This window comes from Streptomyces sp. NPDC088147, assembly GCF_044741565.1.
Lineage (GTDB): Bacteria > Actinomycetota > Actinomycetes > Streptomycetales > Streptomycetaceae > Streptomyces.
On sequence record NZ_JBIUSY010000001.1, the window covers coordinates 1,392,195 to 1,407,429 of the forward strand.

The following is a 15,235-nucleotide window of genomic DNA, read 5'->3' on the forward strand; positions in this document are numbered from 1 at the left end:
CTCCTCAGAACTCGAACGACTCGTGATGGATATGACGGCGCGGCACCCCGGCGCCGCGCAGTGCGCGGGTGGCGGCGGCGGTCATGCCGGGCGGGCCGCACAGATACACCTCGTGCGCGGCGAGGTCGGGCACCAGCCGGCTCAGCGCCCGAGCCGTCAGCGGCGAGGAGTACCCGGCCGGTTCGTCGACGATGTAGTGCACGACGGCGCGGCGGGCCGCCGCTATCGCGTCGAGTTCGGCGCGCAGGGCGAGGTCCTCGGGGCGGCGGGCTCGGTAGATCAGCGTCACCTCGCCGGGGAGCGTCTCGAACAGCGCCCTCAACGGCGTGATCCCGACACCGCCCGCCAGCAGCAGCACCTTTCGCGACGCGCTGCGAGCCGCGGTGAAGGAACCGTACGGCCCCTCGGCCCACACCCGGGTCCCCGGCCGCAGCCGCGCCAGCGCGGCGCTGTGACCGCCTGCCTCCTTCACCGTGATCCGCAGATGGTGGTCGAGTGGCGGCGCGGAGAGCGAGTACGGGTTGGCGGTCCACCACAGGCCCGGTGCCAGGAAGCGCCAGCGGAAGAACTGCCCTGGCCGTGCGCCCAGTTCGTCCAGACGTTCGCCGCTGAGATGGACGGATACGATGCCGGGCGCCTCGTACCGGAGGTCGGCCACACGCAGCCGGTGGCGCAGCGCCCGCCGTACCGGGACCAGGAAGCGGTACCAGCCGGTGAGCGCGGCGACTCCCAGGTACACCGTGTACCAGACCGCCTGGGCCGGCCTGTTGGCGACGAAGTCGGCGCCGTTGCTCAGCTGGTGGAAGAAGGCGAGGAAGACGGCCAGATACGTGGCGAAGTGCAGGTAGTGCCAGGTCTCGTAGCGCATCCTGCGCCGCGCGGCCCGCGCCGAGACGATTCCGGTGCCCACCAGCAGCAGGAAGGCGGCGGTGGCCTTGAGCATGTCCGGATAGGCGCGCAGGAGTGTGGTCGTCTGGTCCACCGCGCCGGCGTGTGCGGTGAGGGAGTAGCCCCAGATGATCAGCAGGGTGTGGGCCAGCACGAGTGAGATGGTGTAGCGGCCGCCCATCGCGTGCCAGCGCGCGAGCCGATCGGTGCCGACGCTGTGGTCCAGGAGCGGTATGCGCGCCATCAGGACCACCAGCACGGCGCAGGCGTACCCCGCCAGGAGCCCGGTGATCCGGCCGGCGTCGGTCAGCCACCCGCCCGCGCCCACGACCGAGGCCGTGTCTCTCCACCACAGGGCGAGGACGCCGGCGGCACCTGCCCAGATCGCTCCGAGCGTCATCGCGGGGACGGCGGAACGCGGCCGCCGCGGCCCCAGCGCGCGGTCCGGGATACGGCGCGCGTGGGTCGCGCTGGTCATGGGGCCCTCTTTCCGCCGGTGGCCGCCGGCATCGTTTCCACCGGCCGCCGCCAGCCTGGCAACCCAACCTCTGAGAACCCTCTGAGCGCCCTCGTAACGGGCGTATTCAGAGGGAACTCAGAGCAAGCCCTGAAGCACACACCCCGTGTCGCGGGAGATGCTGTAAGGACCATGGAGAACCACAGCCACCCACCCCGTCTGTACGGCAGCGACGGCGGCCCGGTGCGGGTCCTTGTCGTCGATGACGAGCCGGACCTCACGGAGGTCCTCTCCGGCGTGCTGTCGGGCGAGGGCTGGGAGGTGCGCACCGCGGCCGACGGCGCGTCGGCCGTCGCCACCGCCCGCGCGTTCCGTCCGCACGCCGTCGTCCTGGACTGGATGCTGCCCGACATGGACGGTCTGAGGGTGCTGCACGAGCTGCGCGGAGAGCGGGAGCACGTGTGTGTGCTGTTCCTGACCGCGCGCGACTCCGTCGAGGACCGGATCGCCGGAATCACCGCGGGCGGCGACGACTATGTGACCAAACCCTTCAGTCTGGAAGAGGTGCTGGCCCGGCTGCGCGGGCTGCTGCGACGGGCCGGCATGGCGCGCGAGACGGACAGCGACCGGCTGCTGGCCGTGGGAGACCTGGTGATGGACGAGGAGGCCAGGGAGGTCACGCGCGGTGGTGATCTCGTGGAGCTGTCCCGCACGGAGTTCGAGCTGCTCAGGTTCCTGATGCGCAACCCCCGCAGGGTGCTGTCGAAGGCGCAGATCCTGGACCGGGTCTGGTCCTACGACTTCGGTGGCCGTGCGCATGTCGTGGAGCTGTACATCAGCTATCTGCGCAAGAAGATCGACACGGGGCGGCCCGCGATGATCCATACCGTGCGCGGCGTGGGCTACGTACTCAAGCCGGAGTCCTGATGCCGACACCACCGCGACGGCTCTTGTCCCGCGCCTCCCTGCCGCCCCGTACGCTGCGCGGTCAGCTGACCACCGGGCTCGTCGTGCTCCTCGCGCTCGCCTGTCTGGCGGTGGGTGTCGGCACGGCCTTCGCACTCGAAGGATTCCTCGTCCGCCGCCTCGACCAGCAGCTTTCCGCGTCCGGGGGGAGGTTCCCGGCGAGTCTGGAACACGAGGCCACCCCGGACGGCGACAACCGCGCCGACACCAGGGGCCAGTCGAAGGGCACGTTCGGAGCCCGGCTGCTGCGGGGCACCACCACACAGGCGGCTGTCGTCAGGAACGAGGGCGACTCGGCGGTACGACTCACGGTGGACGACCGGCGCGCACTCGCCGGGCTGCCCGTCGACGGAGAGGGGCATACGCTCCGGCTCTCCGCGCTGGGACACTACCGGCTCGCCGCCGTCAAGGGCGACGACGGGGATGTGCTGATCACGGGGCTGCCCCTGCGCCCCGTCGAGGAAACCGTGCACCGGCTGGAGCGGGTGGAGGCGGCGGTCTTCGGCGCGGCCCTGATCGTCACGGGAATCCTGGCGGCGCTGTGGGTACGGCTGTCGCTGCGCCCGCTGCGCCGGGTGACCAGCACCGCGGCGAACGTGGCCGAGCGCCCCCTCGCCAGCGGAGAGGTCGCCATGCCGGACCCGGTACCGGTCACGGACCCGCGCACCGAGGTGGGCCAGGTCGGGACCGCGCTCAACCGCATGCTCGGGCATGTCGGCAACGCCCTGGAGCGACGTCAGGCCAGTGAGGAACGGCTGCGTCACTTCGCCGCGGACGCCAGCCATGAACTGCGCACGCCCGTGGCCAACATCCGCGGGCACGCGGAGCTCGCGCTCCGGCACGAGGGCCCCGTACCGCGCGAGGTACGGCGGGCGCTGGACCGTATCCAGTCCGAGTCGGAGCGTATGAGCCGGCTGGTGGACGATCTGCTGCTGTTGGCCCGTATCGACGCCGGACGCGCCCTCGACCGCGGCCCCGTGGACCTCACGCGGCTCGTGCTCGACGCCACGGACGACGCGCGGGCCGCCGGCCCCGGCCATCGGTGGCTGCTCGATCTGCCGGAGGAGGCCGTGACCGTGACGGGCGACGAGCACCGACTGCACCAGGCCGTCTCCAACCTCCTCGCCAACGCCCGCTCGCACACGCCTCCCGGTACGCGGGTCACCGTCCGGCTGGCGGCCGACGGGGACGAGATCCGGCTGAGCGTGGCGGACGACGGCCCCGGTATCCCGGAGGAACTCCAGCCGGAGATCTTCGGCCGTTTCGTACGCGCGGACGTCAGCCGCTCGCGGGCGGCGGGCGACACGGGGCTGGGGCTCGCCATCGTGCACGCGGTGGTCACCGCGCACGGCGGCACGGTCGGCGTGGAGAGCGCCCCCGGGCGCACCGTGTTCACGATGACTCTCCCCGCGTCGGCTCTCCCGGCGTCGCGGCCCGGGATTCACGGCGCGGAGGACCGTGACCGTGGCCCCGGCGCCTGACTCCTGGCAGAAGACTTCCGATGCCCGACGCCACTCGTGACGGGCGACGACGCCTGACGGACGAACGCGCGATGCCGGGACTCACGCCTCCCCGGGCCCCTCCCCGGGCCGGCAGGGGCCCTGGGAGGGAACGCCGGGGGACCTGGACGGCCCATGCGCGGGCCCCGTTCGGCCCTGGTACGCCCACCGGAGCCCGCGCCACGATGGAGAGGTGGCGCCACGATGGAGGCCCTGGCCGGATACCGGGGCGGGGCCCACGACGGCGCGGCGGAGGATCGGCATGGACGAGGCACGGGACGTTGACTTCTCGGCGCGCACGCGGGCGCGCGACCCGGCGCGGAAGCCGATCCGGGTGTTCCTCCTCGACGATCACGAGGTCGTCCGGCGCGGGGTGCGGGATCTGCTCGACGCGGAGCCCGACATCGAGGTGGTGGGGGACGCGGGCTCGATGGACCACGCCCTGGCCCGGGGTCCGGCGCTCCGGCCCGATGTCGCCGTTCTCGACGTACGGCTGCCGGACGGCGACGGGATCACGGTCTGCCGGGAGCTGCGGTCGCGGATGCCCGGCCTGGCCTGTCTGATGCTCACGTCGTTCGATGACGACGACGCGCTGCTCGACGCGATCATGGCCGGGGCGGCGGGCTATGTGCTGAAGGAGATCAAGGGGTCGGATCTGGTGGACGCCGTGCGTACGGTCGCCTCGGGCCGCTCCATGCTCGACCCGGCCACGACGACCCGGCTGATGAGCAGTCTGCGCGGCGAGGACGCGGAGGACGAAGAGCGGCGGGAGCCCGACGCGCTGTCCGGGCTGTCACCCCGCGAGCGCGAGATCCTCGGGCTGATCGGCGAGGGGCTGACCAACCGGCGGATCGGCGAGCGGCTCTATCTCTCCGAGAAGACGGTCAAGAACCATATCTCGCGGCTGCTGGCCAAGCTCGGTGTCGAACGGCGTATCCAGGCCGCCGTCCTCGCCACCGAGGCCGCCCCGCACTCGGCGGGACCGCCGGACCCCGGCCATGGGAGCCACTGAGCCCCGCGGCCTCGCACCCGGGGCCGGGGCCGGCGGCCCACGGGGTCAGCAAGGGTCGACGGGCACGGTCCATACGAGGCGCGTGCCGCGCTGACCGGCTCCGCCGTGATCGGTCGCCTCGACCGGCAGGACCGTCAGCCGGCCGCCCAGTGTCTCCGCTCGCCCGGCGAGGTTGTCCAGGCCGCTTCGCGGACAGTCCGGCGCCAGGCCGACCCCGTTGTCCGAGACGGTCAGGGTCAGCCGGTGCTCGCGGACGACGAGGGACACCTCCGCGCCGGTGGCGCGCGCGTGACGGGCGACATTGCTGAGCGCCTCGCCCAGGACGGCGACGACATGGTCGGCGACCGCCGACGGGACATCCGTGTCGATGAGTCCCTCCATGCGCAGCGACGGCGTGAAGCCGAGGGGGCGGACGGCCTGTTCGACCGCCGCGGTGGCGCGGACGCGCAGCCCCTGCCGGGTACGTCCCGTGTCATGGGCGCGCAGGCCGAAGATCGTCGAGCGGATGATCTTGATGGTCTCGTCGAGATCGTCCACGGCGCGCAGCAGCCGCTCGCGCGCCGCGGGATGGTCCACGAACCGCAGGGTGCTCTGCACGGTCATGCCGGTGGCGAAGAGCCGCTGAATGGCCAGATCGTGCAGGTCACGGGCGATCCGGTCACGGTCCTCCAGCAGGGTCAGCTGTTCGGCGGAGCGCCTGCGCCCGGCGAGTTCCATGGCGAGCGCCGCCTGTCCCGCGAAGGCCAGCAGCGGCGCCGTCTCGGCCTCGGTGAACGGGACCTTCCCGCGGAGTCTGGCCAGCAGCAGGACGCCGCGCACGCCGTCCCGCGCGACCATCGGCACCGCGACGGCGGGCCCCAGACCGTCCCACCCCGGCGGGCCCGCCGTGCTCCTCGGGTCGGTCTCGATGTCCAGGCTGATCAGCGGCTTTCCCGCGTGGAGGGCGGCTCCGACGAACGAGCCCTCGCGGGGCAGCACCAGTCCGTCGTGTGCTTCCGCGTCGACTCCCGTGGCGAACGCGACGCGCAGGATGTCCCCGCCCTCGTCGGGCAGCGCCAGCGCCCCCAGGTCGACGGAGAGGACACGGCGCGCGTGGTCCACGACCAGGGGGAGCACCTGCGTCTCGTCGGCGCCGGACAGCAGACTGGCGACGATCTCCGCGTTGGCCTCCAGCCAGCGCTGCCGGTCCCGGGCCTTCTCGTACAGCCGCGCGTTCTCGATGGCCACCCCGGCGGCCATGGCGAGCGTGGACAGGACGGTCTCGTCCTCGTCGTCGAATTCCTTGCCGCCCCTCTTCTCGGTGAGGTAGAGGTTGCCGAACACGGTGTCGCGCACGCGGATCGGCACGCCCAGGAACGAGTGCATGGGCGGATGGCTGGGCGGAAACCCGTACGACTCCGGATGGTCCGAGATCTCGGAGAGCCTCAGGGACTCGGGGTGGCGGATCAGTTCGCCCAGGATTCCATGGCCCTCGGGCAGCCGGCCGATGGTGTCCATCTCGTCCGCCGTGAGGCCGACGGGCAGGAAGCGGGAGAGCGTCATCCCCTCGCCGATGACGCCGAGCGCGCCGTACTCGGCGTCCACGAGCACCACCGCGGCCTCCACGATGTGCCGCAGCACCTGTGAGAGATCCAGCTCCCGCCCGACCGAGAGCACGGCCTCCAGCAGGCTCTGCATCGATTGCGGCGTCCCGTGCCGGACAGCGTCGAGCTGCGCCTGCAACTCCTCCGGGAGGACGTCCAGCCGTCTCGGGGCACTCTCGGCCCACGTGTTCCCGTCGTCGCCCACGGTCCCTCCGTCGCGGCCGGGCTTCGGACCGCCGGCCGGCCGCACTTCCACCGTAAGTGCTGCGGGGGAGGATGGCTCAGGCGGACGACCGGGGGCCGTGGTGCACCTGGATCCGGCGCCCGGTGACCTGCGCCGGGCTGATGGCGATCCACAGACCGCGGTCGCCTCCGGCCCAGGCGGTGGTGTGGGCCAGTTCCTCAAGCCGCAGCACCTGGTCCGGGTCGGTGACCCGCTGTGCCTCGCCGACGACGAGCACGCTCCAGCCCTGGCTGAACGCGTCGTCGATATGGTCGGCCTCGAAGGCGACCTCATGCCCCGCGGCCGCCGCCGGCGCGGCGTCCGGAGCGGTTCTGAAGGCGACCAGATCACCGTCGACCGTGTAGTTCACGGGAAAGATCGCGGGCTCGCCGTCCCGCGTCACCGCCACTCTGCCCACCCCGTGGGTGGACAGCAGCGCACGGGAGTCGGCGGCGTTCAGGGTGATCAGCTCGGGGTGGTACCCGGCCACGCCGAGTCCGGGCGGGAGGTCCGTCGTGGCGCCGGTCAGCTCCGTGACGGTGGTCTCCAGAGCGTCGGCGAGGCGCAGCAGGAATCCGGTTCCGGGCGACGCCGAGTGCTCCTCCAGATACTGGATGTAGCCGGGCGCCGAACCGGCCCGTACGGCCACGTCCTCGCGCGTCAGTCCCAGTTCCCGGCGCCGTGCGACGACCCGCCGGCCCAGGTCCGCGCGGTGCGGGACCGGGTCTCCCGGGCGGTAACCGTCTTCCGGTCCGCCGCCCGTGGTCCCGTCTGTCGTCCTGTCCGTCATGGTGGCTCTCCCGCGAGTCGGGGATGGTCCTCGTACGCCCCGGCCTGTGGCACCAGGGACGGTCCGCGCCGGTGTCTCGCCGGTGTCTCAACGGTCGCTCCGGTGGGACCACTTGGGCTCGACCAGGGACCATTCCTTCTCCCACCGCGCGTCGAGCCGCCGGTCGAGCGACCGGTGGAACCCCGCCCGCGCGCCGCTCACGAGCGCGCCGGCCGTGGCCGCGGCCACGATCCCGGCGGACACTCCGGCGGTGAGGCCCGCGGACGAGTTCTCCGGGGGCACGGTGATCCGGTCCGCCCGGTCCACCCAGACGCGGATGGCCGCCCCCTTCTTCTGGCCCTCGAAGGCGACGGTCCGGCCGGTGTGTTTCCCGCTCGCGTCGGTCCAGGTGACCGGCGCGCTGCCCACCGAGCCTCCGGGGAGGGCGACCGGTACGAGATGGCTCGTGTCCGCGGTCAGATGGGCCGTGACCCGGTGCTTTCCCAGGTTCTGGGAGTGTGTGACGCCCTGGTAGTGGTCGTAGGTCAGGCTGCCCGCCGCCCATCCCGCGAGCGGGAGGCCGATGATCAGTACGACCATCAGGAGTATGTCGACGCAGAACCGCAGCCGGTCGGCCGGCCGGCGCAGCGGATTGCCGTTCCTTGCGGCGCGCGGACGCCCCGGCCGGTGCTTCCGGTGATGTCCGTGATTCCCGTGCCGGTGGTTCCGGTCGTTCCGGTTGTTCCGGTGGTTCCGGTCGTTCCTGGGGTCCCCTGGGTCCGGCGTCCGCATGGTCCGCCCTCCTGCACTCGACTCGATGAGTTCCCGGGTTCCGCGCGGTGCCATCCGAAGTGGAGTCATCCGCGCGGTGCCTTCCGCGCGCCGTCAAGGGCCCGCGCGCTGCGCACTCGGGGACAGATGCTCCGTGAGCCATTCACGGGCCAGATCCGCCACGGCTTCGAGCGCACCCGGCTCCTCGAACAGATGGGTCGCCCCGGCCACCACGTCGAGACGGTGCTCGCAGTGCATACGTTCGGCCGCCCGGCGGTTCAGGTCGAGCACCTGCGCGTCCGCGCCGCCCACGATGAGCAGGGTCGGTGCCCGTACGTCAGCGAGCGCGTCGGCGGCCAGGTCGGGACGGCCGCCGCGGCAGACCACGGCCTTGATGTCCGCGTGCGGCTCGGCGGCGGACAGGAGCGCCGCCGCCGCTCCCGTACTGGCACCGAAGTAGCAGACCGGCAGGGCGTGCTCGGCTCCCAGCCACGCGGTGACCAGCGTGAGCCGCCGGGCCAGCAGCGGGATGTCGAAGACGTTGGCCCGGTCGCGTTCCTCCTCGGGGGTGAGCAGGTCGAACAGCAGGGTGCCGAGACCCGCTCGGTTCAGCAGCTCGGCCACCGACCGGTTGCGGGGGCTGTGCCGGCCGCTGCCGCTGCCGTGCGCGAAGACCACCACGCCCGGCGCGCCGTCCGGCAGTGTCAGGCTTCCGGGCAGCACGCGGCCGTCGATGGTCATCTCGACCTCGCGTTCGACGGCCCGGAGGCGGGACGGCGGGTCCGCCGTGTGGCCGCCACCGGTCTCCGTACCTTCCGCGAAGCCCCTCGAACCCTCCGCGATGCCCCCCGTATCTTCCGCGATGCTCCCCGCACCCTCCGTGGTGCTCCTCGTGGCGCCCCCGGAGGAGGCCAGACGGTCGTTCAGCAGCTCGACGACCTCGGTGTCGCCGGTCTGGGCGAAGTCCGTGTACCACTGGCCGACCGAACCGAAGTAGTCCGGCGAGTACAGGCACACCATGTCGTCGGCCTCCCCGCTCAGCTCCGCCAGCGCTCCCGGCGGGGCCACGGGTACGGCCAGCACCACCCGGGCCGCACCGCGTGCCCGCGCCACCTGGCAGGCGGCGGACGCGGTGGAGCCGGTGGCGATGCCGTCGTCGACGATCACCACCGTCCGCCCGGCGAGCGCGGTGGGCGGTCGCTCCGCGCGGTAGGCACGGAGGCGGCCCTCCAGCGCGGTCCGCTCGGTCAGCTCCACCGCGGCGCGCTCGCGCGGCCCGAGCCGGGCGGCCCGGACCACATCGTCGTTCAGGATGCGTACCTCGCCCTCGCCGATGGCGCCGAACCCCAGCTCGGGCCGGGACGGCACTCCGAGCTTCCGGACGGCGATGACATCCAGCGGCGCGTCGAGCACCCGGGCGACCTGGTACGCCACCGGTATCCCGCCACGCGGCAGGCCCAGCACCACAGGGTCGTCGAGGTGCAGCCGCGCCACTTCCTCGGCCAGCTGTATCCCGGCGGTCGTTCGGTCGGCGAAGCGCATGCCCGCCTCCTCTCCCGGAGCCCCGCTTCCACCGGACCACGCGGTCCGTGCGCGCCGATAGGGGCCAAGAGGCCCATGGCGGTACCGTCCGGCCCTATCCCCGCCATGGGCGCCCCGGGATCCTTTCGTACGGGCGCCGGGCGCCTCGAACCGGCGGTGACCTGCGATTGTCGGCCCTGGGCGCCGGCCGCGGTTGCCGAGGGGGAACCGCTCCCGGATGCTCGGACTCAGGGTCGCCCGCGCGGCGGGCCGGGCCCGGGGACCTGCCGGAGCGAAGCCGTCATGGAGCGTCATGGAGGCAGGGAGGCGGGACGCCGTGAACGACACGGACGGCTTGGCGCGCTACCGCGCCAAGCGGCACTTCGACCGTACGGACGAGCCCCTCGACGAACCCCGCGGCGAGGGCGACCTCCCCGGGCGGGAGCCGTCGTTCGTCGTCCAGATCCACGACGCGAGCACCACGCACTTCGACTTCCGGCTCGAAGTGGACGGCGTACTGAGATCGTGGTCGGTGCCGAAGGGGCCGTCCGACGATCCGCACGACAAACGCCTGGCGGTACCCACGGAGGATCACCCGCTGGAGTACCGGGAGTACGAGGGCGTCATCCCCGGCGGCCAGTACGGCGCCGGCACGGTCATCGTCTGGGACCAGGGCACCTACCGGCCGCTCAAGGACATGGACCCGGCCGCCTTCGCGCGGGCGCTGGAACGCGGCCACGCCTCCTTCCGGCTCAACGGGACGAAACTGCGCGGCGGTTACGCGCTCACCCGGTTCAGGAGCGGCGACGACGGCGCGCGCGAGGCCTGGCTGCTGGTCAAGGAGAACGACGCGGGTGGCGCCCGTCACGGGCGGGCCGCGCCCGATCCCCGGCGGGCACGTTCCGCGCGTACCGGCCGTACCCTCCGCCAGGTGGCCCAGGAGAACGTGCCCGGAAGGGGCGTGCGGTGATGACCGGAATCCTGGAGACGCTGCCGGCCGCCGAACGCCGGAGGCTGACCGACGCGCGGCCCGGCGTCGAGCTGGCGTCCCGGCCGATGCTGGCCACCCTGAGCGACCGCCGGGAGTTCGACGACGAGTGGATCTTCGAGCGGAAGCTCGACGGGGTCCGTGTGCTCGCGGTGCGGGACGGGGGCGGCGTCCGTCTGCTGTCGCGCAACGGCCTGCGGCTGAACAGCACCTACCCGGAGATCGTGGACGCCCTCGCCGCGCAGGACCGCGCCGACTTCACCGTGGACGGCGAGATCGTCGCCTTCGCGGACGGCCGTACCGACTTCGCCCTGCTCCAGAAGCGGATGGGGATCTCCGACGTCCGCAGGGCCCGTGCCACGCCGGTCGCCGTCACCTACTGTCTCTTCGACCTCCTGCGGCTCGACGGCGCCGATGTCACCGCGCTCCCCCTGCGCTCCCGCAAGTCCCTGCTCCGCCGAGCCCTCGTCCACCGGCCGCCGCTGCGGTTCATCACGCACCGCAACCACGGCGGCCAGGAGTTGCTGGACGAGGCGTGCGCCCGGGGCTGGGAGGGGCTGATCGCCAAACGGGCCACCGGCCGCTACCAGCCCCGCCGGTCCCCCGACTGGCTGAAGCTCAAGTGCCTGCGCGCGCAGGAGTTCGTCATCGGCGGCTTCACGGAACCGTCCGGTACGCGCACCGGCTTCGGAGCGCTGCTCCTCGGGTACCACGAGGGCGGCCGGCTGCGCTACGCGGGCAAGGCGGGTACGGGGTACGACCGCGCGACCCTGCGGGAGCTGCGCCGACGGCTCGACGAACTGGCCGTGGATCACTCGCCGTTCGCCGACCCGGTCCGTGAACGCGCCCCGCACTGGGCGCACCCCCGGCTCGTCGCCGACATCGAGTTCACGGAGTGGACGCGGGACGCGATGCTGCGCCACCCCCGGTTCCGTGGGCTGCGCGACGACAAGGATCCGGCGGAGGTGGTACGGGAGCGAGCCGCGTGACCGGTTCACCTCACCACCGACAGCGGCTCCGCGATGTCCTCCAGCGCCCGGCGCTCGGCCCGTACCGCGAGGAACGCCGCCACCAGCCCCGCCGCGCACATGAGCCCGGCGCCGATCCGGAAGGCCAGCGCCGTGTCCCCGACCACCCCGGACGCCGTGAGGTCCGCGAAGACCAGCGGGCCGCTGATACCGCCCGCCGCCGTACCGAGGGCGTAGAAGAACGCGATCGCCATGGCGCGGGTCTCCATCGGGAAGACCTCGGAGACCGTGAGGTACGCGCTGCTGGCGCCCGCCGACGCGAAGAAGAGCACCACGCACCAGCACGCGGTGAGCGTCGTGGCCGTCAGTGAGCCGCGGTCGAAGAGCCACGCGGTGCCGAAGAGCAGGACGCCCGACAGCAGATAGGTGCCGGAGATCATGATCCGGCGGCCGACCGTGTCGAAGAGCCTGCCGAGCAGCAGCGGGCCGACGAAGTTGCCGGCGGCGATGACCGCGAAGTAGTAGCCGGTGTGTCCCGTCGCGACGCCGAAGAACGTGGTCAGGATCGTGCCGAAGCCGAAGGTGATCGCGTTGTAGAGGAACGCCTGCCCGATGAAGAGCGACAGGCTCAGCACGGCCCGCCTGGGGTACCGGCGGAAGACCGTCCTGGCGATGAGGCCGAAGCCGACGCTCTCGCGCTCCTGGATCGTGATCCGGCCGGCCGGCGGAGGGAGTTCCCGTTGTTTCTCCTCCTCGATGCGCCGTTCGACGGAATCGACCAGCTTCTCCGCCTCCGCGCCGTACCCGTGGATGAGCTGCCAGCGGGGGCTCTCCGGTACGTGGCGTCGTACGAGGAGGATGACCAGGCCGAGGACGACACCGAGTCCGAAGGCGAGCCGCCATCCCACGTTCTCGGGGAGGAGTCCGGTGTTGAGCATCACGATGGACAGCAGCGAGCCGCCCACGGCCCCCAGCCAGTAGGTGCCATTGATGATCAGGTCGACACGTCCCCGGTAGACGGACGGGATCAGCTCGTCGATGGCCGAGTTGATGGCCGCGTACTCACCGCCGATGCCGAATCCGGTGAGGAAGCGGAAGACGAAGAACCACCAGGCGTCGAAGGACAGCGCGGTCATCGCGGTGGCACTGAGATAGACCGCGAGGGTCACCATGAACAGCTTCTTGCGGCCGTAGCGGTCGGTGAGCCGGCCGAAGAACAGCGCGCCCGCGCAGGCGCCCGCCACATAGAGAGCGGCGGCGACGCCCGTGACCTGTGCCGAGGTGATCGCCAGACCGCTGCCCGGCTCGGACAGACGTCCGGCGATATTGCCGACGATCGTGACTTCGAGGCCGTCCAGGATCCAGACCGTGCCGAGACCGATCACGATCATCCAGTGCCAGCGCGACCAGGGCAGCCGGTCGAGGCGTGCCGGTACGGCCGTGGTGAGGGTGCCGGGTTCCGGTGCGGCAGGCGGCGTCATCGCTTCCCTCCCGCCGTCGCGTTCGTCCGTGCGCCGCGTCGCGTACCGCGCACGGAACCACTATCCGACGGCTCCGCCCGCCGCGCCGGTTCACCCGCGGGCGGACAGCCAGCGCAGGGACGCCAGTCCGAGCCCCGTCATCATGCCCTCCAGCCTCGGGTCGCCGGTGGAGTCCATGGAGCAGGCCGCGGCCAGGAGGAACCCCGCCTGCGCCGAAATGAGTACGTCGACCGCCTCGGGGTCGACACCGGCCAGCAACGGATGGCGCGCGGCGTACGGTTCCGGATCGATCCCGGAGAGCGCCACACTGCTGAGCAGCATCACCACATCGGCGTGTGCGGGGCCGACCCAGGCGTGCGGCCAGTCCACGACGACGACACGGTCGTCGGTGAGCAGGACGTTGAACGGGTACAGGTCCCCGTGCGTGAGGGTGTCTCCGGCGGTCGCCTCGCCGAGCCGCGCCTCCAGCGACAGATGCGTCTCCAGTTCGCGGGCGGCCCGGGGCGCGATCTCGGTCAGCTTCGCCAGCGCGCGGGGATGGTTCGCCAGCCGCTCCCAGCCGCCCAGCCGTGGCGCCGGAAGGGCCACCGCGAGCGGGGGCGCCGGGGTGAGCCGTCCGGCCAGGTCGGTGAGGGCGTCGAGGACCCGTTCCAGTTCGGTCGCGCGCCATGGCTGCGCGGGCAGTGTTCCGTCGATGTCCTCGAAGACGAGCGCCACCCACCCGCCGTCGTCGTAGGTGCCCAGCAGCCGCGGCACGGGCGCCCCGGACGGCAGCCCGGCCGCCACCGCGCCCTCCCGACGGTGGAACGCGCCCACCGCGGTCGCGGCGACCGTATCGACGGCCTTGGCGAACGCCCTGCGCCCGTCGGACAGTTCCAGCCGGACCGCGAGGCCGTCGGAGAATCCGCCCTGCTGGCTGGTGGCCGCGGTCACCGTCCCCTGGAGTACGTCCTCGATCCCCGCCTTCACCGCTCGCGGCAGGCGCTCCCAGGGAATGCGCCGGCTGCCGGTGTGCGAGGGAAGAGAGACAGGGGTGCCCCAGGAAGTGTGGTGGGTTGGCATGTGCTGAGCTTAGCGGGGCGCCCGATGCCGCCGGGGGGGGCCGGGGCGCGGGAGGGGCGGAGGGCCGGGAGAGGCGGAGGTCAGACGGGCCACCGGCTGTTCGCCCGGTGGCGCGACAGGATCGTGGCGATGGCGACCTGGGCCGGTTCCAGCGCGGCCTTGCCGTCCTCGATGTCCCACAACGCGTTCTGTAGTACACGGCCGAGCGTCCAGCCGGTCGCGCGCTGCCGGTCGAGGCCGAGTGCCTCGGTCAGGAGGTCGAAGCGGCGCAGCACCACGCCCGTGACATCGCCGGTCGCCACCACCTCGTCCCATCGGTTGTCCAGCCCCGGCAGCAGGTCGAACCCGGGGTCGCCGGCCAGCGGTTCGGGGTCGATGGCCAGCCATGGTTCCCGCTCTCCGGCGAGGATGTTGTCGTAGTGCAGGTCCCAGTGCAGCAGGCGGTCGCCGGGCTCGCGGACCAGCTCGGCCACCGCGGAGGCGCAGGTCCGTACGAGCCGTTGCTCGGCCGGGTCGCGCAGTGCCGGTACGGCCCGCGGCGCCTCGTCGACCATGACGGCGGCGATGTCCGCCAGCCGCCGTACGCCCTCCGGCGCGGGCACCGCGACCAGCCGCGCCAGCAGACCGGCGAGCACGCGCATGGCGGCGGTGTCATCGGCCACGGACGACAGCGGCCGTGTCGCGTCCAGCCGTTCGAGCAGCATGACGCCGGTGTCCTGGTCGTGGTCGAACAGGCGGACCACGCCGTCGCCGTTCCATACCCGCAGACCGGTCGCGGTGTGGGCGTTGTCCTCGCTGACCGGCTGGATTTTCAGCGCGGCGGGCGTGCCGTCCGCGCGGGTCACCGGCAGGACGAGACCGGCCATGCCGTGTCCGGCGGGACCGTCCGGCCGGAGCGTCCAGCGGTCCAGGAAGTCCGCGACCAGTCCGGGCAGCGCGGCGATCCAGGCACGGCCGGACACGTCGCCCGGTTTTCCGTAGGACGCGGCCAGCGCGTCGGGGATGTCGATGCCTCTCATCGAAGTCGAGGCTATGCCACGGCCGTTC

General features: G+C 72.5%; 13 protein-coding genes. 5 read left to right on the forward strand and 8 right to left on the reverse strand.

Annotated features, from left to right (window positions below):
• Nucleotides 1–4: 4 nt before the first annotated feature.
• A complete protein-coding gene (locus ACIOGX_RS05180) occupies nucleotides 5–1,366 on the reverse strand; it encodes a ferredoxin reductase family protein (protein WP_356511038.1) in 1,362 nt (453 codons plus the stop codon).
• Between the two features lie 171 nt (nucleotides 1,367–1,537).
• Here ACIOGX_RS05180 and ACIOGX_RS05185 point away from each other — a divergent pair, with 171 nt between their 5' ends.
• From ACIOGX_RS05185 to ACIOGX_RS05195, 3 genes are all read left to right on the forward strand, one after another.
• On the forward strand, nucleotides 1,538–2,272 hold the full coding sequence (locus tag ACIOGX_RS05185; protein ID WP_401910405.1) for a response regulator transcription factor: 735 nt from the start codon (nucleotides 1,538–1,540) through the stop codon (nucleotides 2,270–2,272).
• Entirely contained in the window at nucleotides 2,272–3,792 is a 1,521-nt protein-coding gene (locus ACIOGX_RS05190) for a sensor histidine kinase (RefSeq protein WP_401910408.1), read from the forward strand. Before ACIOGX_RS05185 ends, ACIOGX_RS05190 begins: the two co-directional genes overlap by 1 nt.
• A gap of 280 nt (nucleotides 3,793–4,072) precedes the next feature.
• Nucleotides 4,073–4,822 (forward strand): response regulator, encoded by a 750-nt coding sequence (locus tag ACIOGX_RS05195; protein WP_383965278.1) that lies wholly within the window; start codon nucleotides 4,073–4,075, stop codon nucleotides 4,820–4,822.
• Nucleotides 4,823–4,867: 45 nt separating this feature from the next.
• Here the strand turns inward: ACIOGX_RS05195 and ACIOGX_RS05200 are convergent, their stop codons facing one another.
• The 4 genes from ACIOGX_RS05200 to ACIOGX_RS05215 all read right to left on the reverse strand — a co-directional run bounded on the left by ACIOGX_RS05200 (nucleotide 4,868) and on the right by ACIOGX_RS05215 (nucleotide 9,710).
• Nucleotides 4,868–6,610, reverse strand: a complete 1,743-nt coding sequence (locus tag ACIOGX_RS05200; protein ID WP_401910411.1) for a GAF domain-containing protein — start codon at nucleotides 6,608–6,610, stop codon at nucleotides 4,868–4,870.
• A gap of 76 nt (nucleotides 6,611–6,686) precedes the next feature.
• Complete coding sequence (locus ACIOGX_RS05205) at nucleotides 6,687–7,418, reverse strand: helix-turn-helix domain-containing protein (protein ID WP_401910414.1); 732 nt, start codon at nucleotides 7,416–7,418, stop codon at nucleotides 6,687–6,689.
• 87 nt (nucleotides 7,419–7,505) lie between these two features.
• On the reverse strand, nucleotides 7,506–8,189 hold the full coding sequence (locus ACIOGX_RS05210) for a hypothetical protein (RefSeq protein ID WP_401910417.1): 684 nt from the start codon (nucleotides 8,187–8,189) through the stop codon (nucleotides 7,506–7,508).
• 93 nt (nucleotides 8,190–8,282) lie between these two features.
• Nucleotides 8,283–9,710, reverse strand: a complete 1,428-nt coding sequence (locus ACIOGX_RS05215) for a phosphoribosyltransferase family protein (RefSeq protein ID WP_401910420.1) — start codon at nucleotides 9,708–9,710, stop codon at nucleotides 8,283–8,285.
• 316 nt (nucleotides 9,711–10,026) lie between these two features.
• Between ACIOGX_RS05215 and ACIOGX_RS05220 the strand changes: the two genes are divergently transcribed.
• Nucleotides 10,027–10,659 carry a DNA polymerase ligase N-terminal domain-containing protein gene (locus tag ACIOGX_RS05220; protein WP_401910423.1) on the forward strand — a complete coding sequence of 211 codons (633 nt, stop codon included), beginning with the start codon at nucleotides 10,027–10,029 and terminating at the stop codon, nucleotides 10,657–10,659.
• Complete coding sequence (gene ligD, locus ACIOGX_RS05225; protein WP_383965293.1) at nucleotides 10,659–11,666, forward strand: non-homologous end-joining DNA ligase; 1,008 nt, start codon at nucleotides 10,659–10,661, stop codon at nucleotides 11,664–11,666. The genes ACIOGX_RS05220 and ligD overlap by 1 nt, the downstream gene beginning before the upstream one ends.
• A 5-nt stretch (nucleotides 11,667–11,671) precedes the next feature.
• On the opposite strand, the gene ACIOGX_RS05230 is transcribed toward ligD, so the two are convergent.
• From ACIOGX_RS05230 to ACIOGX_RS05240, 3 genes are all read right to left on the reverse strand, one after another.
• Entirely contained in the window at nucleotides 11,672–13,126 is a 1,455-nt protein-coding gene (locus ACIOGX_RS05230) for an MFS transporter (protein WP_356511058.1), read from the reverse strand.
• 90 nt (nucleotides 13,127–13,216) lie between these two features.
• The gene (locus ACIOGX_RS05235; RefSeq protein ID WP_356511060.1) at nucleotides 13,217–14,188 is read right to left on the reverse strand and encodes an aminoglycoside phosphotransferase family protein; all 972 of its coding nucleotides are present in this window, start codon (nucleotides 14,186–14,188) and stop codon (nucleotides 13,217–13,219) included.
• 80 nt (nucleotides 14,189–14,268) lie between these two features.
• Nucleotides 14,269–15,207, reverse strand: a complete 939-nt coding sequence (locus tag ACIOGX_RS05240; protein ID WP_401910428.1) for an aminoglycoside phosphotransferase family protein — start codon at nucleotides 15,205–15,207, stop codon at nucleotides 14,269–14,271.
• Nucleotides 15,208–15,235: the final 28 nt, after the last annotated feature.